This is a genomic window from Exiguobacterium sp. UBA3968, from assembly GCF_002385115.1.
GTDB lineage: Bacteria > Bacillota > Bacilli > Exiguobacteriales > Exiguobacteriaceae > Exiguobacterium_A.
This window is the reverse complement of record NZ_DGCW01000005.1, coordinates 282,535-307,065: the sequence shown is the minus strand read 5'-3', so window position 1 is coordinate 307,065 and position 24,531 is coordinate 282,535. Positions and strand designations below refer to the sequence as shown.

The 24,531-nt window shown below is 47.7% G+C and carries 28 protein-coding genes; 8 read left to right on the top strand and 20 right to left on the bottom strand.

Annotated elements, in window-relative coordinates; all coding sequences use genetic code 11:
* Positions 1–121 precede the first annotated feature (121 nt).
* The 3 genes from B3S86_RS03225 to B3S86_RS03215 all read right to left on the bottom strand — a co-directional run bounded on the left by B3S86_RS03225 (position 122) and on the right by B3S86_RS03215 (position 3,176).
* A complete protein-coding gene (locus B3S86_RS03225) occupies positions 122–568 on the bottom strand; it encodes a hypothetical protein (protein WP_290749063.1) in 447 nt (148 codons plus the stop codon).
* 71 nt (positions 569–639) lie between these two features.
* Positions 640–1,059, bottom strand: a complete 420-nt coding sequence (locus B3S86_RS03220) for a hypothetical protein (protein WP_035408994.1) — start codon at positions 1,057–1,059, stop codon at positions 640–642.
* On the bottom strand, positions 1,059–3,176 hold the full coding sequence (locus B3S86_RS03215) for a type IA DNA topoisomerase (RefSeq protein ID WP_290749058.1): 2,118 nt from the start codon (positions 3,174–3,176) through the stop codon (positions 1,059–1,061). The genes B3S86_RS03220 and B3S86_RS03215 overlap by 1 nt, the downstream gene beginning before the upstream one ends.
* Before the next feature lie 44 nt (positions 3,177–3,220).
* Here B3S86_RS03215 and B3S86_RS03210 point away from each other — a divergent pair, with 44 nt between their 5' ends.
* Positions 3,221–4,120: a DMT family transporter gene (locus B3S86_RS03210; RefSeq protein WP_290749055.1), complete on the top strand. Its 900-nt coding sequence runs from the start codon at positions 3,221–3,223 to the stop codon at positions 4,118–4,120.
* A gap of 43 nt (positions 4,121–4,163) precedes the next feature.
* On the opposite strand, the gene B3S86_RS03205 is transcribed toward B3S86_RS03210, so the two are convergent.
* Entirely contained in the window at positions 4,164–5,624 is a 1,461-nt protein-coding gene (locus B3S86_RS03205; protein ID WP_290749052.1) for an MDR family MFS transporter, read from the bottom strand.
* A 145-nt stretch (positions 5,625–5,769) separates the two neighbouring features.
* Here B3S86_RS03205 and B3S86_RS03200 point away from each other — a divergent pair, with 145 nt between their 5' ends.
* On the top strand, positions 5,770–6,585 hold the full coding sequence (locus B3S86_RS03200; RefSeq protein WP_056060320.1) for an SDR family NAD(P)-dependent oxidoreductase: 816 nt from the start codon (positions 5,770–5,772) through the stop codon (positions 6,583–6,585).
* A 42-nt stretch (positions 6,586–6,627) separates the two neighbouring features.
* Here the strand turns inward: B3S86_RS03200 and B3S86_RS03195 are convergent, their stop codons facing one another.
* The 7 genes from B3S86_RS03195 to rnz are packed head-to-tail and all read right to left on the bottom strand — an operon-like array spanning position 6,628 to position 11,379.
* On the bottom strand, positions 6,628–6,999 hold the full coding sequence (locus B3S86_RS03195; protein ID WP_290749046.1) for a hypothetical protein: 372 nt from the start codon (positions 6,997–6,999) through the stop codon (positions 6,628–6,630).
* A gap of 27 nt (positions 7,000–7,026) precedes the next feature.
* Entirely contained in the window at positions 7,027–7,590 is a 564-nt protein-coding gene (locus tag B3S86_RS03190) for an ECF transporter S component (RefSeq protein ID WP_290749043.1), read from the bottom strand.
* Entirely contained in the window at positions 7,587–8,540 is a 954-nt protein-coding gene (locus B3S86_RS03185; RefSeq protein ID WP_290749039.1) for an ATP-binding cassette domain-containing protein, read from the bottom strand. Before B3S86_RS03185 ends, B3S86_RS03190 begins: the two co-directional genes overlap by 4 nt.
* On the bottom strand, positions 8,476–9,195 hold the full coding sequence (locus B3S86_RS03180; RefSeq protein WP_035409011.1) for a hypothetical protein: 720 nt from the start codon (positions 9,193–9,195) through the stop codon (positions 8,476–8,478). The genes B3S86_RS03185 and B3S86_RS03180 overlap by 65 nt, the downstream gene beginning before the upstream one ends.
* Positions 9,173–9,577: a DUF4430 domain-containing protein gene (locus B3S86_RS03175; protein WP_035409014.1), complete on the bottom strand. Its 405-nt coding sequence runs from the start codon at positions 9,575–9,577 to the stop codon at positions 9,173–9,175. The genes B3S86_RS03180 and B3S86_RS03175 overlap by 23 nt, the downstream gene beginning before the upstream one ends.
* Positions 9,574–10,470, bottom strand: coding sequence for a hypothetical protein (locus tag B3S86_RS03170; protein ID WP_035409016.1), 897 nt, complete (start codon positions 10,468–10,470; stop codon positions 9,574–9,576). The genes B3S86_RS03175 and B3S86_RS03170 overlap by 4 nt, the downstream gene beginning before the upstream one ends.
* A 3-nt stretch (positions 10,471–10,473) precedes the next feature.
* Complete coding sequence (gene rnz, locus B3S86_RS03165) at positions 10,474–11,379, bottom strand: ribonuclease Z (RefSeq protein WP_290749033.1); 906 nt, start codon at positions 11,377–11,379, stop codon at positions 10,474–10,476.
* Positions 11,380–11,486: 107 nt separating this feature from the next.
* On the opposite strand from rnz, the gene B3S86_RS03160 reads away from it, so the two are divergent.
* Positions 11,487–11,666, top strand: a complete 180-nt coding sequence (locus B3S86_RS03160; RefSeq protein ID WP_023467629.1) for a hypothetical protein — start codon at positions 11,487–11,489, stop codon at positions 11,664–11,666.
* A gap of 61 nt (positions 11,667–11,727) precedes the next feature.
* Here B3S86_RS03160 and B3S86_RS03155 read toward each other — a convergent pair whose 3' ends face one another.
* Positions 11,728–12,852 (bottom strand): M20/M25/M40 family metallo-hydrolase, encoded by a 1,125-nt coding sequence (locus tag B3S86_RS03155; RefSeq protein WP_056060303.1) that lies wholly within the window; start codon positions 12,850–12,852, stop codon positions 11,728–11,730.
* Between the two features lie 231 nt (positions 12,853–13,083).
* Positions 13,084–14,037: an aromatic acid exporter family protein gene (locus B3S86_RS03150; protein WP_035409021.1), complete on the bottom strand. Its 954-nt coding sequence runs from the start codon at positions 14,035–14,037 to the stop codon at positions 13,084–13,086.
* 86 nt (positions 14,038–14,123) lie between these two features.
* On the opposite strand from B3S86_RS03150, the gene B3S86_RS03145 reads away from it, so the two are divergent.
* From B3S86_RS03145 to B3S86_RS03130, 4 genes are all read left to right on the top strand, one after another.
* Entirely contained in the window at positions 14,124–15,200 is a 1,077-nt protein-coding gene (locus tag B3S86_RS03145; protein ID WP_290749026.1) for an N-acetylglucosaminidase, read from the top strand.
* 57 nt (positions 15,201–15,257) lie between these two features.
* Positions 15,258–16,193 (top strand): manganese-dependent inorganic pyrophosphatase, encoded by a 936-nt coding sequence (locus B3S86_RS03140; protein WP_023467624.1) that lies wholly within the window; start codon positions 15,258–15,260, stop codon positions 16,191–16,193.
* A gap of 85 nt (positions 16,194–16,278) precedes the next feature.
* Complete coding sequence (gene fadH / locus B3S86_RS03135) at positions 16,279–17,043, top strand: 2,4-dienoyl-CoA reductase (RefSeq protein ID WP_290749022.1); 765 nt, start codon at positions 16,279–16,281, stop codon at positions 17,041–17,043.
* A 298-nt stretch (positions 17,044–17,341) separates the two neighbouring features.
* The gene (locus tag B3S86_RS03130; protein ID WP_290749020.1) at positions 17,342–18,055 is read left to right on the top strand and encodes a ZIP family metal transporter; all 714 of its coding nucleotides are present in this window, start codon (positions 17,342–17,344) and stop codon (positions 18,053–18,055) included.
* A gap of 81 nt (positions 18,056–18,136) precedes the next feature.
* Here the strand turns inward: B3S86_RS03130 and B3S86_RS03125 are convergent, their stop codons facing one another.
* The 7 genes from B3S86_RS03125 to B3S86_RS03095 all read right to left on the bottom strand — a co-directional run bounded on the left by B3S86_RS03125 (position 18,137) and on the right by B3S86_RS03095 (position 23,495).
* Positions 18,137–18,757 (bottom strand): HD domain-containing protein, encoded by a 621-nt coding sequence (locus B3S86_RS03125; RefSeq protein ID WP_414651161.1) that lies wholly within the window; start codon positions 18,755–18,757, stop codon positions 18,137–18,139.
* Positions 18,739–19,275, bottom strand: coding sequence for a GNAT family N-acetyltransferase (locus B3S86_RS03120; RefSeq protein ID WP_035409031.1), 537 nt, complete (start codon positions 19,273–19,275; stop codon positions 18,739–18,741). The genes B3S86_RS03125 and B3S86_RS03120 overlap by 19 nt, the downstream gene beginning before the upstream one ends.
* A gap of 65 nt (positions 19,276–19,340) precedes the next feature.
* Positions 19,341–20,063 (bottom strand): amino acid ABC transporter ATP-binding protein, encoded by a 723-nt coding sequence (locus B3S86_RS03115; protein ID WP_035409728.1) that lies wholly within the window; start codon positions 20,061–20,063, stop codon positions 19,341–19,343.
* A gap of 13 nt (positions 20,064–20,076) precedes the next feature.
* Complete coding sequence (locus B3S86_RS03110) at positions 20,077–20,736, bottom strand: amino acid ABC transporter permease (RefSeq protein ID WP_035409731.1); 660 nt, start codon at positions 20,734–20,736, stop codon at positions 20,077–20,079.
* Between the two features lie 57 nt (positions 20,737–20,793).
* A complete protein-coding gene (locus tag B3S86_RS03105; protein ID WP_035409033.1) occupies positions 20,794–21,567 on the bottom strand; it encodes a transporter substrate-binding domain-containing protein in 774 nt (257 codons plus the stop codon).
* 287 nt (positions 21,568–21,854) lie between these two features.
* Positions 21,855–22,280, bottom strand: coding sequence for a BrxA/BrxB family bacilliredoxin (locus tag B3S86_RS03100; protein ID WP_023467616.1), 426 nt, complete (start codon positions 22,278–22,280; stop codon positions 21,855–21,857).
* Positions 22,281–22,310: 30 nt separating this feature from the next.
* Entirely contained in the window at positions 22,311–23,495 is a 1,185-nt protein-coding gene (locus B3S86_RS03095; RefSeq protein ID WP_056060286.1) for a class I SAM-dependent methyltransferase, read from the bottom strand.
* Positions 23,496–23,605: 110 nt separating this feature from the next.
* Between B3S86_RS03095 and B3S86_RS03090 the strand changes: the two genes are divergently transcribed.
* A complete protein-coding gene (locus B3S86_RS03090; protein ID WP_035409037.1) occupies positions 23,606–24,379 on the top strand; it encodes a sporulation protein in 774 nt (257 codons plus the stop codon).
* The last annotated feature ends 152 nt before the right edge of the window (positions 24,380–24,531 follow it).

Below are 24,531 nucleotides of genomic sequence, written 5' to 3'. Positions count from 1 at the left end.
CACAGCATTCTGCTCAAAAAGATTTCAATTTCATACAACTTTAATCTAAATCGTTGTATATGACAATTAGATGTCACGATTCAATCGTTTCCAACAAAAAAAGAGCCCAGCAGGACTCTTTTCAATGATGATGGTGGTGACTATGGCTCCGAACTGGCTGTTCATCCGCTAAATGATCCGCATCCAAAATGCCAAGTCGTAAATACTGGGCTAAGACTTGTTTTTCAGTCGTTTCAGAAATCTGATCTGCTCCTTGAATGAGCCTTAAAATACCGGTCGCAATCCGTAACGGTTCAAGGTTCGTCTTTTCGACCGGAAAACTTGTCAACGTTTCTAAGTAAGCGACGTAATTCAGTGCATCCGATTCATTCGGACTGACGAGACGCGCCGCATGCTCGCGCAGTTGTTGCGTCAATGAATTCGTTGAGATTCCCTTTGAGGCTGCAGAGATAACTCCGAACAGAATGAACCCGATGATGAGAACAAAAAATCCGACCATGAAAATCGGCATGCCCGAGAAGAAGCCGTCGCCTCCCAATTCGCTTTCCATGAATGCTACTGTGAACATGATGAGCCCTCCAAATGAATAGAATAATAACGATCACTTATCCTACGTTATCCTCTTCAAGAAAGTTTCACCTAGTTAGGTAGTTTTTGTAATTCGGCTTGGAACCAGTCTTCAACGAAGAACCGTTCCGTCTCCGTCTCGATTTGATACGAATACAACACCTCAAAGTCACCCTCTGTCAACATCGGTAACGTCAATTCGCGTACGAGTTGACGTAACTCCTCCGTCAGTTCAGCTTCATAGCGGATGAATCCATCTTCCCGGTGCTCGACTTCCGTCAAGTATGGGAGGAGGATATGCTTGCCGAATGATTGTGGATCATCGATGACTTCTGCTGTCACACCGAATAGTTCTTCTGCTTCTTCGACGAGTCCTTCTGCTGACTGCACCTCAATATGATCCGGAAACCAGACCGTTAAGCGGTGCCCTTCCTGTAAAAGTCGTTCAAAGACAGGACGAAACGTTTGATTTTGAATCAGTTCGTATTGCATCAGTCTTCCCCTTTCGTGAATTCAAATTTTAATTGATCGCGTTCGAGATAAAGCATCGCCTTGAACTGGCGGGCATTCTTCTTCATCTCGAGTGGCTTCGTTTTTTGTCCAGCGAGTACCTTTTTGACTTCCGTTTGTGTCAATCGAGCACCAAGGATCGTTTTCGGTAACGTAAAGCCGCAGTTGTTTTTTTGATACCCACTACAACCATAGAACTTCCCACGATCAAGAACCGCTGATTGGCACAGCGGGCATGGCCCGACCGGACGATTCGTCGCACCACGCGGGGACTTACTCTTGACTTGCGTCGGATCAACAGCGAGTTGTTCGATCCGTTGCTTGGCATCAACGACGAGATGCTCCGACAGTTTCTTCGCCTGTTCAATGAACTGGGCGGCAGACGCTTCCCCTTTACCGATTTGCTCGAGACGGCTCTCCCACTTCGCTGTCATCTCTGGCGAAGCAAGAATACTCCCCGTCACGGCATCGATCAAGATCCGACCTTTTGGCGTCGGATGAATCTCTTTTTTGACGAGTTTGATGTATTCCCGCCGTTTTAGTCCGTCGATGATCCCGGCACGGGTCGCTTCCGTCCCGAGTCCCTCGACTTCCTTCATAATCGCTTGCAGCTCATCTTCGAGTAATTTACCAGCTGTTTTCATGCCGAGGATGAGTGTCCCTTCCGTATAGCGTTTCGGCGGCTCCGTTTGTTTCTCAAGCAGACGACAGCCTTTGATCGGCATCTCTTGTCCTCGTTCGACGGCTGGCAATTCGACTTCCTTTGATTCGATTTGTAAGACTTGTTTAAAGCCCGGATCAATCGTCCGACTGCCGCGTGTCAAAAAACGGTCCATCTCACGCGTCGTCACGATTTCCGTTTTCTCCGAGACGGCGTCCGGTGCAAAGGCAGCAAGGAAACGGCGAACGATTAAATCGTAGACTTGCGCATCTCGTCCAGAGAGCTTCGCGACGGCACCCGCCTCTTCTGTGGGAATGATCGCATAGTGGTCGCTGACCTTTGCCGGATTGACGTAGCGTTTATCGTTTGCCGGATTGTTCGTCAGGACATCCTTGATTGGACTATATTCCGCTTGTTTTAATAACCGATCAAGAATGACTGGGAACTGTCCCGCTTCCTCTTTGGTCACGAAGGACGAGTCTGTTCGCGGATAACTGATCCAACCACGAATATACAGTTTTTGCGCAATATCGAGTGTTTCTTTCGCACCGAGACCAAACCGTCGGCTCGCTTCGGTTTGTAGGAGCGATAAACTGAACCAAAATGGCGGTCGTTCCGTCTGCCGTTTTTTCTCGATGGAGGCGACGATTCCGATTCCTTTCGTCCGATCCACGATTGCTTGTGCCTGTTCCCGATCACTCAGCTTCGTCTGTTTCTGCGTATTGATATATTTTCCTTTGTATCGCGTAAAATCCGCCTCGACTTCATAATATGTCTCCGGTCGGAAATCCTCGATCTGTTTTTCCCGTTCGACGATCAGTGCAAGCGTCGGTGTCTGGACTCGTCCGAGGGAAAAGACGTCGGCGATGCCCTTCTTCTTCAGTAACGTCGTATAGGCACGGGACGCATTCATCCCGATCAGCCAATCGGCGCAAGCGCGACTCATCGCCTCATGGAAGATGTTCTCTGTTTCCTTTCCATCAAGCAGATTCGCAAACCCATGGTCAACGGCTTGCGGCGTCAGACTCGAAATCCAGAGTCGTTGCAGTGGTTTTGCGTTGTTCGCGAGACGTAAGATCAATCGGACGATTGCCTCTCCCTCTCGCTCGGCATCCGATGCTATAATGATGGAAGTCGTCGTCCGCTCATTCAATAATTTTTTGATGACTTGGTACGGTTTACTTTTACCTTTTGCCAGTCGGTAATCAAATCGTTCCGGGATAATTGGCAAATGGTCATAGTTCCATCGTTTCCATTTGGCGTCATAATGCGCCGGCTCCTGCAGTTCGCATAAATGTCCGACCGCGTAGGCGAGTTTTGCCCCTTGTGGAAACCGATCACACGGTTTGATTTCGATGTAGCCGTCCCGCTTCACTGACGGATACGGAGCTGCCAGTTTTTCAGCTTGTTTTGGTTTTTCAGCAATGATCAATTGCACACGCTTCACCCTCATTTCCTTACTTCAGACATGTGGAGGTACCCATGCCCTATTTTACGTTATTCATGGCTTTATTCTTTATTTCAACATCGGCAATCTTCGTCAAATGGGCGGAGACCCCGATCGAGGCTGTCGCCTTTTACCGCATGCTGTTCTCGACCTTATTGTTGCTCCCACTCATTCGCTTGAAGGAACTTTTGCAACTCAGTTCGTCGACGATTCGGCATATGCTATTAAGTGGCATTTTGCTCGCCGGGCATTTTTGGCTGTGGTTTCTCTCTCTTGATTATACGACAGTTGCGAGCTCAACGCTCTTCGTGACCGCAAGTCCGATTTTTGTCCTTGCCGGTAACGCGTTATTTTTCAAACAACACCCGTCGCGCAAGGCACTCCTGTTCGTCGCTGTCGCCTTGTTCGGTGGCGGTCTCGTCGCTTACGGAGATATCGCCGTCGGCATGCGCGCCTTGATCGGGGACGGTCTTGCTTTGCTCGCAACGATTTTAGTCGCTGGTTACTGGTTGCTCGGTCAACACGTCCGCACAAGCGTTTCGACGAATCTCTATTCGTTCGGTGTCTACGCTGTCGCGTCGCTCGTCTTGCTTTTGTTATCATTGATTCAATCAACGAATCTCGTCGCTGCGTTCCAACAAGACTGGTGGCTGTATATTCTTCTTGCCGTCTTCCCAACGTTACTCGGTCACAATTTATTCAACTGGGCGCTCGCTCGTGTCAGCGCTAGCATCGTCAGCATCACGATCCTTGGCGAAGCGGTTTGGGGCATGATCTTTGGGTATTATCTGTTTAATGAGAAGTTAACATGGATTCAAATCACCGGTGCTGCTTTACTCTTGATTGGAATTGGATTGTTCCTCCGACGCAATGAACGTGATATTCGTGAACAGCTCGCCCATCGTGAAAGTGCCACTAGTCAATCTTCCTCATGACAAAAGCGAACCAGGATGATGATCATCCTGGTTCGCTTTTTCGTTACGATCGTGGATCGTCAGGTCGAACTTTCGGTAAACGCCATGTCATCGCGAACGCGAGAATGGCACAAACGACTCCACCGATGAAGACGTAACGTAATCCATGTGATAACGCGAGTTCTGCCGCATACTGCACGTCCTGTCCGAACGTTTTTGCCGTACTCGATTGGAAGAATGGATCAATCGCGTACCCTGAAAGCGTGTCCGACGCTGCAAACGAGCGAAGGATTGATAGGTTGAAGATCGTACCGAAAATCGCAACACCGAGCGTCTGTCCCGTCGTACTCAAGAACGAGTTGACGGCCGTCGCTGAACCACGAAGTGACCAATCGACGGATGTCTGCAAGACGACCATGAAGACGGGTTGCGAGAGACCAAAACCAATTCCGATCAGCGAAACGGCAAGATAGATGAAAACATCACTTGATTCGCGCGTGATCAACGATAAAATTACTGTACCGACGATCAGCAGCCCCATTCCTGTCATCGTCCGGTACCGGGGTGAGGCGACACCAATCGTCCGTCCACCGATGATGGCGGTCAGCGTCCAAAAAAGCGACAGTGGCATCAACATGAAACCAGCTTCGGTCGGACTCTTCCCGAGTACCCCTTGGGCAAAAATCGGAATATACGCTGACATCGAGACGAGCACCCAGGCGGAAAAGAAGACCGCTAAGTTGATCACGAGAATGACCGGATGGCGAATGACTGCTGGTGGCAAGAGTGGATCGCTCGCCTTTTTCTCGACCCGATAAAACGTGAACAATAATACGAAACTAATGAAAAAGCTCGCTAGAATGATCGGCCGCAAGAACGTCTCCGACTCACTGCCCGACAATAAACCGTACAGAAACGCACTCATCCCGAGCGCAAACAATAAGGCACCCCGGTAATCGATTTTCCGCTCCGTTTCCCTGACCGTCTCTTTGTAGTAAACGACGATCATGAAAAACGATAATAAGGCAAACGGTACGTTTAGTAAGAAAATATACCGCCACGAAAGCGATTCGACGAGGAATCCACCGACAAGTGGTCCCGCGACACCCGAAATCCCCCACACGGCACTGAGCACTCCTTGGATTTTCCCTCGTTCCTCATATGTATACAAATCACCGATGATCGTCATCGCGATCGGCAATACAGCTCCTGCCCCGATTCCTTGAACGGCGCGGAAGACGATCAACATCTCCATCGATTGAGCGAGTCCACAGGCTAACGAAGCGACGGTGAAGACGCCGATCCCGAATAACAGAACCCGTTTTCGACCATATAAATCTGCCATCTTGCCGTAAATCGGTGTTGATACCGCCATGAACAACAAGAATCCGGCAAAGATCCAACTGACTAATTTCGCCCCGTTCAATTCACTCGCCATGACAGGTGTTGCTGTTGCAACGATCGTCCCCTCGATCGCGGCTAAAAACGTCGCGAGCAACAAGGCGACGGTTACTTTTTTCCTCATTTGTTCCACTTCCCCTCTACTGTTCTATCATACTGGTTGAACCAGTGATAAGAAAAGTAAATGCTTATGAAACAGGATTCGCGGGAACGGTATGGAATGGTATACACTAGACTCAGATTCACGATTTCGAATGGAGGAATGTCCTATGTTACGAAAAACGGCACTGATTACCGGTGCATCAGGTGGAATCGGACTCGATCTAGCTGTCCTTGCAGCGCGAGATGGCTTCGATTGTGTACTCGTTGCCCGCAATGAGAAAAAATTGAAGGAGCTTCAACAGGTCCTTGAAAAACGCTATCAGATCAAGGTCTATGTATTCGCTGCTGATTTATCACTAAGCGACAGCGTTGATCGTCTCGTGCAATACTTAGAGGAACAAGAATTGACAGTCGATCTATTGTTCAATAACGCCGGATTCGCCACGTCGGGACGCTTTGCGGAAATCGATCCAACAGAAGACATTAACTCGATCCAGGTCAACGTCGTCGCCTTGACGGATTTGACGAAACGTCTCTTACCAGGAATGGTTGAACGTGGCTTCGGACGCATCCTGAATGTCGCGTCGGTCGCTGCCTTCATGCCAGGACCTTACATGAGTGTCTACTACGCAACGAAAGCCTATGTCCTGTCGTTCTCGGAAGCACTTGCGACAGAAGTCGACGGCTCGGGTGTCAGTGTGACTTGTCTCTGCCCGGGACCGACCGATACGAACTTCTTCGACCGGGCGAACATCACGCTACCGTTTAAGAGTATGCCGTCACACCTCGTCGCATTCGCCGGGTACCGTGGCATGCTCAAAGGACGCCGCGTCGTCGTTCCAGGTGTAAGCAACCGGGCCATGGTTTCCTTGTCTCGTCTCCTGCCGCGTCGTCTCCTAACGGAAGTAACAGGACGAATCCAAAATCCTGCACGTCAGCAAGAATCCTCGACAGAAGAAGATCTCCTGTACGCGAATTCATGAAAAAACGGAAGAGCCAGATAGCTGGTTCTTCCGTTTTTGTATTTACGCTTCGCGATGACGAAAGCGTCGCGTCACATAACGTTTGACGCGATCAAATGTCATCGTATAATGATACAGATAACGAACGACGAGCGCACCCGTGATTGAGACGAGGTACCCCGTCGATAAGACGAGTAACCAGGAAACAATCGCGAGGAACCATGAACTCTCGAATCGTAAATATTGCCATTGTAATCCTTCTGATGAGGTAATCAACATGGCGCCCGGGAAAACGGAGGCAGCGAGTAGGTAACAAGCGGCGTAGCGTCCTCTAATGGTACCTTTCATCAACAAAATACTACCAAACACTAAGCCGACGCTCGAGACGATGAGTAACATGATGACATAAGCAAGCGAAATCGATGATCCCAGCATATGCCTTCCCTCCTGTTCGGTATGTTACTATTCTGTACCCCTCTTTTCATCGAATGAATGCAAAATTCGTAAAAAAATCGGAAACAATATCCAGATGAATACCGCGTTACTGAATCCATGAAGTAAGTCAAACGTTCCCCCGGTCACAAGTAATGTCAAAAAGGCTTGCCACGAGAATCCCGTCAATACCAAGAACCCGAGATTGCTCACCCATCCATATAAGAAACCAGCGAGAAATCCATACCCAGTCAATACGATCCGGGATCGAAGAAACGGAACGAATCCTAAACTGGCAATCGTTGCATACGCCAGCGCCTGAAAGAGGACGAACGGACCGCTTCCTAAAAATAAACTCGTCAATACGACGATGAGCATCCCAGAGATAGCACCGGCGATTGGATGAACGAAGACGGCTACTAATAAGACGAGTGCCGTTGCCGGCTGGACGTTCGGCAAACTGGAGAACAACAATCGTCCGACGATTGCCGCTGCCGTCATGATGGCGATGAACCGTAATCGTTGATCCGTCATCTGAAGTCTCTCGAACATGACTAAAAACAGACAGACGATCAGAACCGTTGCGACGATCATACGAACAACCGACTTTCTTGTAAAAAGTGCTTCGTTGGTCCATCGAAAGCCACTTCTCCGTGCACGAGATAGATGATCCGCTGTGCTGCCCGAATTAGAACTGGATCATGCGTCGCCATAACGATCAGATTCGTTGGATTCTTCTTCCACGATGCGACAAAATCCATTCGTGCGCTGTCATCAAGTCCAGCCGTCGGTTCATCAAAGTAATAGCTGTCTTTACTCCATTCGATACCGTCCAAGAGACGTTTTTTTTGCGTCGTAAAACTACCGCTTCGATCGTCTAATGGCGCAAGCATCGGATGCGCTGGTACATAATGCGTCTCCCCCGACCGCCGGACTTTTCCGTATAGCGGTCGCTCGACACCGAGCGCGAGCCGGAGTAACGTCGATTTCCCACTACCATTTGCACCAATGATCGCAATCCGTTCGCCTTGATGAAACGACAATTTTTCTGTCACGAGTGCATAGCGTGTCTGTAACGGATAACGGTGTTGGACGTTTTCGATCCGATTCAGGACACGACCTGTCATTTCAGTGGCGCGACTCGTGATCGCCAAGTCGGATTGGATCGTCATCGAGCAATGGATCTGACAATCGAACCGTCGTTCGATTTCTTCAAGCAATCCCATTAATCGCTTGCGTCTGACATGATCAAGAAAGAGAAACGGTTCCGACAAAAAAAGTGTCTTCGGTGACGAAGACAAGGCATGACCGAGTCCGACGAGCTGTTGTTCCCCAGCCGAAAGTTCACTCGACTCCGCTTCAAAAAAGGCTTCTAAGCCAAGTAAGGTCGCGAGTTCTCCGGCTCGAAACAAGGAGACGGTCGCAAGCAAGTCCCGGACACGTCCATGTAGGAGGCGCTCTGGTGTCAAGACTGATTGATCATGCTCGATTGCCTGATGTCGCAGTCGCTCTTCTCGATCGTTGTCGGTATACATGATAGGCATCCCGCATTCCTCCCTTTGTAACTAATAATGATATTGGTAGCAACAGAGCCGAAGCGATTGCCCATGATGTGAAACAAAGCAGGACTCCCATTGTTAGCAGGACTCCGGTCTGAACATCCCGTCGCGCGAACGGTCGTAAACGAGACGGTGCCGCTTCGATCGGGATGATATGATAGGCCGCCATCCGTTCCAGACGAATGCCAAGCGACGCATCAGGATGACTCATCTTAACCTCCGGCCAAGTCCGTAAAAACGAGGGAATTAGTGCCAGGACCATACCCGTCAATCGTGTTAGTCGGGGTAGGAAACGAAACAACGGTCCCATCTGATCAAGTCGAACTAACGTGAAGATCCATTGACTTGAGGTGACGAATAATGTCACCTGGATCGTCGTTTCATATATGGCAAACGAATCGATGCTTGCTCCATATAAGAGTGGTACACACATCATGACGGCATAGAGAGCAGGAAGTAAGAGATATCGAAAAATAGTCCGCTCTTGAACGAATAAGAACAAGAGTAGATGATAGACCACGATGATCGTTTGATCGTGTGTGAGGACGAATGGAATCGTAATCATCCCGATGAAAAAGAGAGCGACGTTCACTGGGTGAAGTCGCTCCCGTTCTGGTTTACTCAAAATAAGCCATTGCATCTTTTTCAAACCGCCATTCGAGACGGTCTCCTTTTTTCAGTTCATAACTCCCGGCACCGACTTCCCCGGGTTTCCCGTTGACACCGAAGACCCAGCCACTCCCTGCTCCAGCTGACTTTTCACGAATCCCATCGACTGCCGTTACATATGCCATCTCACCTTTACCTGTTTTAACGACATCAAGCGTTGTATCTTCAAGCGCATCCAGTGCTGTATCTTTTTTATTTAAACACACGTCTTTATCGAATAACGTCTTATCCTTGACATGATCCACGACCGACACCTTGACTTCGGTCTCACAAGACGCTGTTTGTTGTTCCTCTTTTGCTTCTGCGCAACCGGCAAGTAACACGATACTTGCAGCAAATAACCATTTTTTCATCGTACGACTCCTTTTCGCCTTGAGGTCTCAAAGCTGTAATTGTATAACAGAATGGTTTTGTCTCGTAATGATTGACCGTCAGACCGCAGATAGGTCAGGCGAATCGCATTCGCTAAGACATCGTCCCCTGTATTAACATACGGAATAAGTTTCCCTTTGTCATCAATCAAAAATACTGTCGCATCCTGCAGACTAAACGTTTCGTAGAGCCCATCGAGATCCATCTCGACATAGGGGGTTTTGGAATCATGTAAAATCTCATGCATCGAGAGTTTTCGTAACGTCTCAAACGATTGGTTCGCATCAATCAGTTTTTGATAATACGATATCAATGATTTCGTTGCCAACTCTTCACGTGGTCGATAGGAAATCGTTCCGGTCAACTCTTGATAACTGACATCATAACGAATGAACCGTTTCGGAGTTTGGACGAGCATCTCAAACGAAGCATTCCGTAGATTCCCGCCTCGATCGAACATTAGCTGGCTTTGTTCCAACCGTAATCCGTCTTCTCCTACACGGCGTTCGACTTGTGCGAGAAAGCGATCGAACGAATCATCCGTGATGGTCACGCGACCAATCTGTTGAGTTTCTTCCCGCAACGTTCCAGCATCAAACGGTCCGAGGAACAGTTGAAACAGGAAGAACAAGAACCCGAATAATGCCATGTATCGTTTATAACGTGAATTCTTTTTCGGATGCAACACGATCAAAAAGATGATGATGCCGAGCGGTAATTGAATATCATAGACTGGAAACGACACGGCGCCGAGACACGCATAAAAAATGAACTTCATATACAAGTATGTTTCTTTTTCCGTTCGCCGTTCAAGTAAAAACGCTAAGCCACTAGCAGCCAGTAAAAAGAGTGCCCATAAAATGAGAAAGTCCATCTTTTACCCTTTGACCGGGACGACCCGGTGATCAAACATGAGATGGCTGTTTGCAAATACTTCTCGTGCCTCTTGTTCCAGTACTTCTTCTTGATCGACATAACGCGCAGATACGTGCGTCAAGAGGAGCTTTTTTACCTGCGCCGTATCCGCGATGACAGCTGCCTGTCGAGCGGTCGAGTGACCGAAGCGTCCCGCATGTTCGACTTCTCGATCGGCAAACGTCGCTTCATGGACTAATACATCGACATCTCGCGCGAGCTCTATCGACGCCTCGCACGGCATCGTATCGCCAAGAACCGCTAGCTTGACACCTGGTTTGGGAGATTCTAAAAAGTCAGACGATGCGTAGACCGTGCCATCGAATTCAAAGGTTTCTTCCAGTGTGATTCGGCGATAGAGTGGACCGGAAGGAACTCCAAGTGCCTTCAGTGCATCGACACGCAATGCCCCACGCTCTTCTGGTCCTTCTAGGCGGTACCCGAACGCCGGAAAACGGTGTTCAAGTGACCGCACCGTCACGCGGAAACCATCTTGTTCGTATGTTTGACCATCTTCGACTTCAACGATCTGGAGTGGATAACGTAAATATGTTCCTGTAATCCTTAATGTCGCATCCATCCATTCCTTAATCCCTGTCGGTCCATAGATCGTTAGCGGTGTCGTTCCTTCTAAGGCAGCTCGCGTACTGATAAATCCTGGTAATCCAAAAATATGATCCCCATGTAAATGGGTGATGAAGATCGCGTTGACTTTTCGTGGTTTAATCGGACTGTGTAAGATTTGATGTTGCGTCGCCTCTCCACAATCGAACAACCAGGTCATTTTGGGGTGTAACAAGGCAATCGAAGTAACGTTCCGTTGTTTTGACGGCATACCGGCTCCTGTCCCTAAAAAATAAAATTCCATCTTTTTCCCCTTTTCGTAAAATTAGCATTTTTTATACACAAAATACACCTTTCGTCTGTTGAAGCATGGTAAACTGTACCTATTCAGATTTGGAAGGTGGTTTTTCCATGACTAAGATTGAACGGACATATGCCCGGATCGTCCGGGAAGCCCGTAAACTAAACGAGAGTTATCGGCAAAAATACGGAAAGTCGATTCAAATCGATGAAATCGCTTCGACCTTATTATGTACAGAAGAACTCGTTTTAGAGTCTATGGAATATGTGGATCGTCCTCAAGTAGTTTAATCGTACAATGATAAAGAGTGTATCGCAATGTCGCGATACACTCTTTTTGTGTTCCATCAGCTTATTTGTTCGTGATGTAATCGACTAACGTCACACAAAGTTCCGCTGTTTTGACGAGTTCTTCGATTGGCATCTTCTCATTCGTCGTATGGATATCTTCATATCCGACCGCCAAGTTGACCGTTGGGATACCGAAACCAGCGATGACATTGGCATCTGATCCGCCACCAGAATGCAAGAGACGTGGTGTACGTCCAAGTTGTGTGATGGCTGCTTTTGCGACTTCGACAACTTGATCTCCATCTTCGAACTTGAAGCCTGGGTACATGACTTTGACTTCCACTTCGGCACGACCACCGAGTTCTGCCGCTGCTTCTTCAAACGCCGCTTTCATCTTCTCAGTCTGCGCTTCCATCTTCGGAGCAACAAGTGAACGTGCTTCCGCGAAAATTTCTACATAATCACAAACGATGTTCGTTGATGGACCACCACCGCTGAACCGTCCGATGTTAGCTGTCGTCTCTTCATCAATCCGACCGAGTGGCATCTTCGCGATGGCTTTTGAAGCAATCGTAATCGCCGAGACCCCTTTTTCTGGTGCGACACCAGCGTGAGCTGTTTTTCCAAAAATCTTCGCATTGACTTTTGCTTGGGTTGGAGCAGCGGTGATGATGTCCCCTACTTTTCCATCTGAATCGAGTGCGAAACCGTAATCCGCATCAATTTTCGATGAATCAAGGACCATCGCCCCAACAAGTCCAGATTCTTCACCGACTGTAATGACGAACTGGATTTTTCCGTGTGGTTGTTTTGTCTCATTGAGTACATGAACGAGTTCAATTAGTGAAGCGAGTCCCGTTTTATCATCTGCTCCAAGAATCGTCGTGCCGTCCGTCTTGACATAACCGTCCTCGATGATTGGTTTGATTCCTTGACCCGGGAATACTGTATCCATATGGGAAGTGAAATAAATTTTATCGACCCCGTCTTTTGTTGCCGGAAGCGTGACGATCAAGTTATTTCCTTTGTGTTCCGTCTTAGACGAAGCGTCATCCTCAAAAACGTCACATCCGAGATCCTCAAACGTTTTTTTCAAGTGAGCACAAATCCGTGCTTCCTCTTTTGATTCCGAATCGATCTGGACAAGCTCTAAAAACGTATCCAATACGCGTTGTTCATTGACCATGACAAAAACCTCCTCTAATATACTTCAATCCAATAGCGCTTTATTAGTATACCATCCTGACAGCCATTTGCACTTCTGAAAGGTTGTTTGTACAATGGCAGTAATCAGTCGATATGAGAGAGGAGGACATGACGATATGGCAAGACCATCGAAACAACAACGGATCATTAAATGGACGACGATCGGAATCTTAGCGATTTTCCTACTCGGAACATTCGCTTCAACGATGTTCTATTTCTTTTGATTGACGTAGCGTTGTTTGAGACGCAAATATTGCTCTGCTTCCTGCAGCATATGCAACAAGGCAGATCGAACCTCGAACTCCTCCCGCGTGACGGGTAAGGCAGAGGCACGAAAACGCGTCAATAGCGCTTCTAGTTCTAAAATGTATACCATTGCGTCGGCTTCAGGTCGGACATTGTCGCCAATCGTCCGAAAGAAGGCGGCGACTTTTTTTCCTTCTTCGACGACGAGAACAAGTTCCTCCGCATGATGGACGATGCCACGTAGGAGCTCGAATTGTTGTTCGCGCATCCGGAAATAGGCATAGTCCTCATCGTCATTACGTCGACCGATCGCATTCCCCATCCGTTTTAAGGCAGCATCTTTTCCCTCATGTAACAGACGTTCCGTCTCGTCAAGCGTCAACGCATGATGATTGACTCGCCCTGTCTCGATCGCGGCCGCGACTTCATAGAATAAGGACGCGATCCGTTGATCAATTTTCTCCCGTCGGTCGTCGATCAACAAATCAAGACTTGGCATGTACATGTTGACAAGCATTCCGACACCAACACCAATTCCGAGCAATAAGGATTCATTCAACAGGATGTGTGCGTTGAGCTGACGTTCCGTATACAAATGTGTCAGTATGACGACACTCGTGATGAAACCGTCCTGAAGTCGGAGGCGTTGAACGGATGGAAGGAATAAAATGAAATAGATCAATAACGTAACCGGACGATAACCGATGACTTCGAACAGAATGAATCCAAGTACGATGGCAAGTAATGACGCCATGATCCGTTCGTAAGACGACCGAAACGTCTTCTTTCGTGTCGATTGGATACTCAAGATCGCAATGATCGCAGCGAAGACGTAATAATCGAGCTTAAGTCGCTCCGCAATCCACATCGCGAGCGCGGCAGCGACTGCCGTCTTCAGCGTTCGATAACCGATTTGCATCAGGTTCACCTCCCTTTTGTTTTTCTTTGTTAGACTACCTACGTTGGACACGAATGTCCATTGCTTTTTAAAGGACGTGATTTTCTTTGACGACACGCACTATCCGTCCTGGTCGCCCCGTGCGCCGGACTAGCTCACTGAAAGGGTTACTCTTCTTTTTCCTCATCGGCATTCTCTTGTTCTTTTGGCTTCGTGAGGAACCGAAGACAGTTTTATCCCCACCGGCTCCTTATACAGCTGAGCGCTATGAGAAAGGTACAATCAACGAACAAGACTTTCAGACGTTCGCCGAGGCAAAGGAGTATGCGGGTCAGCGTGGTGCGGTAAAGCGCGCTTCCGATGACCGCTACGTCTATCTCGGTGGACAAGGTACCGGAATCGTCGATGATCGCGGTATTCTGTCGATTCATCATGACGCCGATTTAAAGAAACGGCTTACCTATGTCGCTTCCGGCACACGCGTCCAATTGCTTCAGTTCGGTGAACAGACGAGTCGCGTCAGCGTCGCAGGCGCAACTGGTTATGTTCCAACGGATCGCTTACGTCCGTTCCCGGCAGAACGTGTCTCGAATCCGTCGTACTATCAGACGAAGGGAAATCGACTCCTTCACTACATCGTTGCTGACGGTGGACTTGGTGGATTGATTGTCGCTGGTGAAGCGACGAACGCGACGTCTCGGACGAGCAAATACGTCGAATCGAAGACACTGACACGTGATTTGACGAAACCGACGCGCCTGAGTGCCAAACAACTCGATGCGTTCATCAAGGAGCAAGCGCCGGACAGCCCTTTGGTCGGGAAAGGAAAAGTCTTTAAGTCCGTTGAAAAGAAATACCGGGTCAACGCGGCCTACCTGCTTGCACACGCCATCCACGAATCCGACTATGGACGGTCTGAGATTGCCCGCGAAAAAAATAATCTATTCGGCGTCAATGCGACGGATTCTGCCCCGGGAGAAGATGCAACTGCTTATAAATCCTTGACGGATTCAATCGAGCAGACCGGCCGATTCATCGCAAAGGATTATCTCGATCGGGATGGACGTTATTTCCGTGGGGCGTACCTCGGGAACAAACAAAAAGGCATGAACGTCTTTTACGCGTCAGACCCCTTCTGGAGTGAAAAAATCGCTGGTATCCTAGTGAAAATGAACGCCTTCTAAATCCGAGATATGATACACTATAGGGCGAGACAACAATCATTGAGGAGTGAACACGTCATGGAAAAAGTTTTAGTATTTGGTCATAAAAATCCTGATACCGATACGATCACATCGGCAATCGCTTATGCAGAATTAAAGAAAGCGCTCGGTGTCAATGCCGAAGCAATCCGTCTTGGTGAGATGAATGATGAAACGTTATTCGCGCTCGATACGTTCAAAGTTTCAGCACCACGTCTAGTGACAGAAGTCGCGACAGAAGCGTCACACGTCATCTTAGTCGACCACAACGAACGTCAGCAAAGTGCGAACGATATCGACGCTGTTACCGTAACAGAAGTCATCGACCATCACCGAATCGCAAACTTCGAGACATCGGATCCTGTCTATTACCGGGCAGAACCAGTCGGTTGTACAGCAACGATCCTTAACAAGCTCTACAAAGAGCATGGTGTTGCAATCAAACCAGAAATCGCTGGTCTGATGCTATCAGCGATCATTTCTGACTCGCTTCTGTTCAAATCACCGACTTGCACAGAGCAAGATATCATCGCAGCTCGTGAACTCGCAGAAATCGCTGGTGTCGATGCGAACGTCTACGGTCTTGAGATGCTCAAAGCTGGAGCTGATCTCTCGAAAAAATCCGTTCCTGAATTGATCTCACTTGACGCAAAAGAATTCACGATGGGAACACTCAAAGTCGAAATCGCTCAAGTCAACACGGTCGATACAGCTGAAGTCTTGCTTCGCCAAGAAGAACTCGAAACAGCGATCAACGAAGTCATCCTTGCAAAAGGACTTGATCTGTTCGTTTTCATCGTCACGGATATCTTGACGAACAACTCTGTCGGACTCGTCCTCGGGAAAGAAGCGAATCTCGTCGAACGTGCTTACGGTCTTGAAGCGACGAACAACCTCGTCTACCTCGAAGGTGTCGTTTCACGTAAGAAACAAGTCGTTCCTGTCTTAACAGATACAGCTCTTGCAACACAATAAGTCAGAAAAAGAAGGAGTTCGCTCCTTCTTTTTTGAATAAAGAATATGAATGGCTGTTCATTCATTACATAAAGGAGGAAGCAATATGACACAAACGATCATGGTGACGGGTGGAACGAACGGAATGGGGAAAGCGATGGCGCTCGCCTTAAAGGAAACCGGCTGGAACGTCGTTGTCACAGGACGCGACGCGGAACGCTTGCGACTCATGGATGAAGCATTGGGTCAGATTCAAGGCGAGCATCTGACGATTCAGATGGATGTCCGTGACGCGGACGCTTGTCTTGATGCTGTCAAGCAAGCACGCGAACGGTTCGGTCGTCTCGAGGCATTAATCAACAATGCTGCCGGGAACTTCATCTGTCCGACCGACGAATTATCGCCGAATGGATGGAAGACGGTCATCGATATCGTCCTCAACGGGACATTTAACTGCTGTCACGCTCTTGTCAAGGGTTGGCAGGAAGATCAAGTCGCTGGCGGTCAAATCGTCAATATCGTCGCTTCTTATGCATGGCAGGCCGGCGCTGGTGTCGCTCCGAGTGCTGCTGCAAAAGCCGGCGTGCTGAACTTGACGCGGACGCTTGCCGTCGAATGGGGCTATAAATATCAAGCCCGTGTCAACGCGATCAGTCCGGGACCGATCGAACGAACGGGTGGTGCCGACAAACTCGCTTTATCACCAGAACACGCGGAACGAATTCGCCGCAACGTCCCACTCGGTCGATTCGGAACACCGGAAGAGATCGCGACGCTCGCAACCTGGATGGTATCAGATCAAGCCCGCTACTTGAACGGAGAATGCATCGCTCTTGACGGTGGTCATTGGTTAAATAAACAACCATTCTGATGATTGAGATTTAATTACTTAAGAAGTCGTTCTCCACAAAGATAAGAATGACGCGTTTCACGCCACTCCTACAGGAAAAAGCGCATTTTTGCGCTGTCAGAGACGAACAAGATCTGCTTTCCTGCTTGAATGAAGCAGGAAAACTAGCTTGTGTCTCGCCTGAGGAAAGAGCGTGAAAAGACGCGGCATTCTTTTTTGGAGTCAGCCCCTTACATTCGTCTCGAACTATTTTTCTTTCTTTTCGCTATGTTTATGAATTATATAGAACAGGTAGAAAGTACAAGAAGGAGGCGATCATATGTGGGGTGCGTTCGGTTGGGGTGCGTTAGCAGGTGGCGCCGTTGTCATTGGCGCCTTGTTTGGACTGTACTTACCCTTAAAACAACGACTGATCGGTTACATCATGTCGTTTGGAACAGGAATCTTGATTGGAGCAGCGACATTTGAGTTGCTCGATGAGGCATTAAAGAAATCAACAACGTTCGTCGTCGCGATTTCCTTTATCATCGGGGCACTTGTCTTTACGGGCTTTGACTTGTTCGTCTCTTCACGCGGCGCGAGTAAACGGAAACGCTCGTCTGGTGGGAATGAAGGCACGGGGACGGCGATTTTCTTTGGGACGATTCTTGATGCCATCCCAGAATCAATCATGATCGGTGCCAGTCTGTTATCTGGAAATGTCAGCGCGGCACTCGTCGCGGCAATTTTCGTCAGTAACATCCCGGAAGGTTTATCGAGTACGACGGGGTTACGAAAAGATGGCTTTTCGAAGAAAAAAGTCTTGCTGATGTGGGGAGTCGTCTGGTTAATCTCCGCCCTCGCCTCACTCGCCGGCTATACGGTTCTCGCAGAACTACCAGACATGCAGTTCGCCATGATCGGTGGCTTCGCAAGTGGTGGGATCATCGCGATGCTCGCTTCGACGATGATGCCGGAAGCTCACGAGGAAGGCGGCGCGATCGTTGGTCTGTTCGCAGCACTTGGGTTAATTACTGCCATCATCCTTAGTTAAATACAACATAAGGCGCGTTGTCCGGGAAACGAACCGGACAACACGCCTTATGTGTTAAACAATTTAAAACTCACCTGTTCCTCACGTAACCCCCTCCCATTCCTCCTTAAAACGAGCCACGAACTCTTCCATGTAGCGATGCCGTTCCTCCGCTAAATGATGGGCCGTCTTCGTATTCATTAAATCTTTTAGTCGGAACAACTTTTCTTCAAAATGATTCAGGGCACTTGTCTCGCCTGTTCGATCACCCGGCTTTCGTGGTGTTAGTCCTGGCACATGCATTGGCTCCCCGAACCGACCAGCAAACTGAAACGTTCGCGCAATCCCGATTGCGCCGATCGCATCGAGACGGTCGGCGTCTTGGACGACTTGTCCTTCGATCGTTCGCATTGGTGGACGTGTGCCATCTTTATAGGACAGGCTCGTGATAATGTTTAAAATCTGTTCCTGTTCCTCCTCTGTCACCTTTCCTTGCAAAAAGGTGGCGACCGTCTCTGCCGTTCCCCCGAGTTTGCTATCTGCTACGTCATGAAGTAAGGCTGCTAATTCGATGATCCGGGTATTCCCGCCTTCCTGTTTTGCAATATGTAACGCTAAACGGCGAACTCGTTCAATGTGAGCATAATCATGACCTGAAAAGTCCGTCGCATGAAACGACCGGACGAACGCTTCCGTTTCTTGAATCATTGTCGACCCCTCCATTCCGGTTCAAGTAATCCATACAGTAACATGTCATGCCGCTCTCCGTCTCGTCGTAAAAAAGCACGGTATCTTCCTTCCTGCACGAACCCAAGTCGCTCGTATAATTTAATTGCACGCAAATTATAATCAAAGACCGTCAATTGAATCCGGTACAGATTCAGCTCCAAGAAGGCGTATTCGAGGATCGTCTGTAGCGCATCCGTCGCATACCCTTGCCCTTCACAATCCGGATCGATGCCGATCATCAACCACGCCGTTCCGTGTGTCGGTAAAATATCTTCTAATGCAACGACTCCAATCATCCGTTCATCTTCAAAGTTCCGGATCGCAAATCGAAACGTCTCCGGTGCATCCGTCGCCATCATCTTTTCAATCTTATCCATGGATAAATGACGATATGGCGTTGCACTAAAATGACGGGCGAATGTCGCATCGTCAAGCAATCGTTGCATCACTTCGGTATCTTCCGGTTGAAAACGTGTCAGACGAGTATGATGACCTTCCAGTAGTTTTTTCATTCTTATCCCCCTCTATATTAAAAATCGAAAAACGCTAACCCATTCTCAGAGTTAGCGTACGGTGATCATAAAACTTTTTCGAGGAATTTTTTTGCCCGGTCCGTCTTCGGATTGTCGAAGAGTTCGACTGGTGAACCTTCTTCCATTAAAATTCCTTCATCGAGGAACAAGACACGATCGGCGACTTCTTTTGCGAAGCCCATCTCGTGCGTCACGATGACCATCGTCATTCCACTCTCAGCAAGCTGCTTCATGACGTCTAGCACTTCGTTGACCATCTCTGGGTCAAGGGCTGATGTCGGTTCATCGAACAGCATGACGTTCGGTTCCATCGCAAGTGCGCGGGCGATCGCGACCCGTTGTTTTTGTCCACCTGACAACTGATTCGGGTAATTATCGCGTTTTTCCGCTAAACCGACACGTTCCAGTAACGTCTCCGCTCGTTTAATCGCCTCGTCCTTTGAAATCCCGAGGACGTTGATTGGTGCGTACGTCAGATTATCAAGGACAGACTTATGCGGGAACAAGTTGAACTGTTGGAAAACCATGCCGATGTTCTGACGTGCTTTCGAGATGTTCGCCTTTGGTTTTGTCAGTTCAAAACCATCGACGATGATCGTCCCACTCGTTGGTTGTTCAAGTAAATTGATACACCGTAGAAATGTTGATTTACCAGATCCCGACGGTCCGATGACAGCGACGACTTCACCGCGTGTAACCGTCGTCGAGATACCTTTTAATACTTCTAATTTTCCGAACTGCTTATGCAAATCGGTGACTTGGATCATAGGTTCCATCTGATTACCCACTCTTTCTCATAGCTTTTTCGACTTGTTGGCCTATCAAGCTCAATCCCATGACAAGAACAAAATATACGAATCCGGCAAACAATAACGGTTCGAAATAGATTGCCTTTTCTCCTCCGACGATTTGCGCCCGGCGCATGACATCAAGCACGCCGACCGTCGAGACAAGCGCCGACTCCTTCGTCAACGTGATCAATTCGTTCATGATCGCTGGGAGGATATTTTTAAAGGCTTGCGGCAAAATGATCGAACGCAGTTGTTTGAAATACGAAATACCGAGCGCGTCTGCTGCTTCCCATTGTCCACGATCAACAGCCTGAATCCCTGCCCGAATGATTTCCGAAATATACGCTCCGGAGTTCAAAGAGAAGGCGATGATTGCTGATTGGTATCCTGTCGTGACATATCCAGTTAGTTGCGGTAATCCGAAGTGAACGATTGCCAGTTGCAAAATCAGTGGTGTACCCCGGAAAATCGCTGTGTAGGCATGACCGATAAAACGGAGGATTCGACTTTTTGTGATTTTTAGTGCCGCGACGACGATTCCGATCAGCATCCCGGCAATGGCTGCTACGATGACGACTTGGAAGAGGACCGGAATGCCCTCGAGAATATATGGAATTGAATCTTGAATCTTTGTAAAGTCTATCATAATCAATCTCCTAACGTCGCACAAAAGGGATGAGGTTACCCCCACCCCCATGCACTTGACTTATTTTGCTTCTTTTTGGAACCACTCTTCTGCTAATTTATCGATTTCACCACTGTCGATCATTTTCTTCAGCTCTTTGTTGAAATCGTCACGCATCTTATCCCCTTTTTTGAAGGCGATTGCTGAACCAGCTGGACCATCTTCTTTAATCTGGTACGTTTTCAGGGAGGCATCTTGATCCATGTATTTGACGGCGACTGCATCCTCGATAATGAGGGCATCGATCCGACCTGTATTCAATTCTTGAATGATTTCTGGAATTTTGTTCAATGGAACCGTTTCGCTGTCCTTAAAGCGGTCTTTCGCGAGTCCCTCTTGAATCGAACCAAGCTGGACACCGATTTTTTTACCTTTGAGTTCATCTTCTGAACTGATCGCTTTATCCTTCGTCATGACTAAGTTTTTCGATTCGAAGTAAATGTCCGTGAAGTCAGCATTTTTCTTCCGTTCTTCCGTTGGTGTCATGCCCGCCATGACGAAATCCACACGACCTGAGCTAAGCGCACCAAGTAGACTACCGAATTCCATATCTTCGATTTTTAATTTATATCCAAGATTTTTCGTAACTTCTTTGGCGATCGCAACGTCGAAGCCGACGATGTCTTCTCCTTTTTTCGTATCGATGTATTCAAATGGGAAGTAATCCGCTGATGTTCCCATCGTCAATACTTTATCATCCTTACTTGATCCACCTGTTGATTCTTCCGACGCGCCACATGCTGCCATTGTGACTGCCAGAATGCCTGCCATTGCCGTTGCTAATAATTTTTTCATTCGAGTTTTCCCCTTCCAACGCTCAATTGTCAGAACTTTAACAATAGTATGACTTATGTGTATGTCCAATTCAATACCGAAAAGCCTGACCTGTTCTATTGCTTTTAGGATATACGAATATTTATTCACTGTAAAGCATAAATATATAAATTTTTTTGACTTTCTATTCATAAATCATGCATAAATGACTGTTTATACAATTTTGCAAACGTTTTCAAAATTAAAATTTATTATTTTAGTCTTATGAATACACAAAAAAAGACTCCTTTTTCAGGAGTCTTCTTCGCTTAGGCGTAGATTTCAATTAATGATTCAAGTTTCTCGACGACTTCTTCCGCCGTGAACGATTCGATGTCGAAGCGCTCGACCATCGAGAGGATGTTTCCATCTTGCATTAACGCAAAGGATGGAGATGAAGGTGGATAACCTTCGAAATATTCACGCGCACGGTCTGTCGCTTCGCGATCTTGTCCAGCGAATACCGTGACGAAATGATCGGGCTTGATGCCCTCTTTCCGATTGACGTACGCTGCTGCAGGACGGGCGATCCCGCCAGCACATCCACAAACAGAATTGACAAGGACAAGTGTCAGACCTTCCCGTTTCATTGCTTCATCCACGCTCTCTGGCGTCGTTAATTCTTCAAATCCAGCAGCTTGCGCTTCTTTGCGGGCTGTTTGGACGACATCTTCAAAATACATTTGGAAATCCATCGTATTGCCTCCTTTGATTCGTTCTCCTTCTTATTGTACGAGTTTCGGTGAAATCTGTCCAAGTCTGCCGCTTAATTCATTTTCTAAAAATGGTCGTGCCTGCAACAGATCACGGAATGCGATGTACCGGTCGATTTTTTCTTCCGTTGGTCGCTTGTTTTGTTTGTACGCACGGATCAAGATGTTCTTCGGTGTGTGCTCAAGATCGATGAATTCAAGCAATTGCGCTTCATATCCTACAAGCGTCAATAACTCGGCACGAATCGAGTCCGTCGCAAGTGATGCGAATTTTTCTTTGATCAGTCCGTGCTGGAGCATGACATCAAGCGGAGCGCAGTCCAATTGACGGTTCAGTTCCTTTTGACAACACGGTACACTTAGGATGACTGATGCATTCCAGTCGACAGCTCGCGCGAGTGCGACGTCCGTCGCAACATCACAAGCGTGAAGCGTCACCATCAGGTCGACTTCCGTCTCCCCTGTATAATCATGAACGTCTCCGACGCGGAATGTCAGATCGGTATAATCCAGATCACGTGCAATTTGCGTACATTCTTCGATAACTTCTTTCTTTAAATCAAGACCTGTCACTTCAAGGTCGAATCCTTTGACGACTTTTAAATAATGGTAGAGAGCGAACGTCAAATACGATTTCCCGCAACCAAAGTCTAAAATCCGCAGTTTTTTTCCTGTTGGTAAGGCGGCGATGCTATCCTCGACGAATTCAAGGAAGCGATTGATTTGCTTGAACTTATCGTACTTCTGTTTTTTGACTTGCCCTGCTTCCGTCATCACACCTAGACGAATCAGAAACGGAACCGGTACACCGTCTTCTAATAGATAGGTTTTTTTTCGGTCATGCGATAAGAGTGCTTTCATCGGTTCCTTTTGGGATGTCTTGATCGCGACTTTCATCTTTTTCGAGAGCTGGAACTGCCATTCTTCTTCTTCAAAACGGAAGAGGAATTGCCGGAATTCCGTGAACCAGTCATCGAGTCGACCGATGAAATCCTCCACTAAAATATTTTCATGCTTCATGACGCGTTCAAATTGAAACTCAACCTGCATCATCACCGTATCTCTTAATAGAATCGGTTTTACCTTGATTCGTCGGAGATCATTGGATTTTTGACGCGGATTGCTCATCGTTGCATGGATCAGTACTCCTTGCGTGATTTTCGAAGCAAGGCTCGCTTTTAATTCATGTAGTTCCACTAGTCGTCCCGTCCTTTTCTAATGTTCTTTCGAAACTGTAGCAAATTCGTACCTGTTCGACAAGTTTACACGCTTCATCATTCTTACGTAATCAAAAGGAGGAATGCATCATGTTCAAAAAAATTCTCTCACAAATCGGAATCGGTGCTGCAACGGTCGACACACGGTTGACGGATGATCGCTGTGAACCAGGCGGTCAAATCCACGGTGTCGTCCATATCAAAGGTGGAAACGTCGATCAAGAAATTGACCGGATTTATCTTGAATTCAACACGCAGTACAAACAAGAAGTCAATGATAGTACGACGTTTACGACCTTTACGCTCGACCGGTTTGCCTTAAATGAAGCGAAGTTCACGATCGAAGCGGGTGTCGAGCGGGAAATTCCATTCACATTACGTGTGCCACTAAATACGCCACTCTCCGTCAGCCAATCGAAATCATGGATCGAGACCGGACTTGACATCGCACAATCCGTTGATCCGTCGGACCGTGACGCTGTCATCGTCGAAGCAAACCGTTACCAAACGACGGTCTTAGATGCCATGGAGTCACTTGGCTTCCGGTTAAAGAAAGCCGATACAGAAAAATTACCTGGACGATTCCGTAAAGATTTACCGATTGCTCAGGAACTTGAATACTCAGCACGCAATACACACTACGCTCATAAACTGGATGAGATCGAAATCATCATGCTCCAAGACAGCTCAGGGATTGATTTAATCGTCCAAGTCGATCGTCGTGCGCATAGTCTCGGATCATTGTTCAGTGAAATGGCTGGAGCGGATGAGTCGATGATCAAACTACGCCTATCCAATAGTGAACTGCAGGATCAGTCATTTGTCGAACGCCAGCTGACAAACATCGTGGAGCGCTATAGCTGATCGATCGAATGACTAAAAAGTGATTCCTCTTCAAGGGGAGTCATTTTTTTTGTTCAAATCGGAATGCACAAAAACATTATTAAAACTTATTTGCTAATGTAATCGTTTTCAAATAAAATATTGTTTTAAAACAAGCACCTTGCTATACTGTC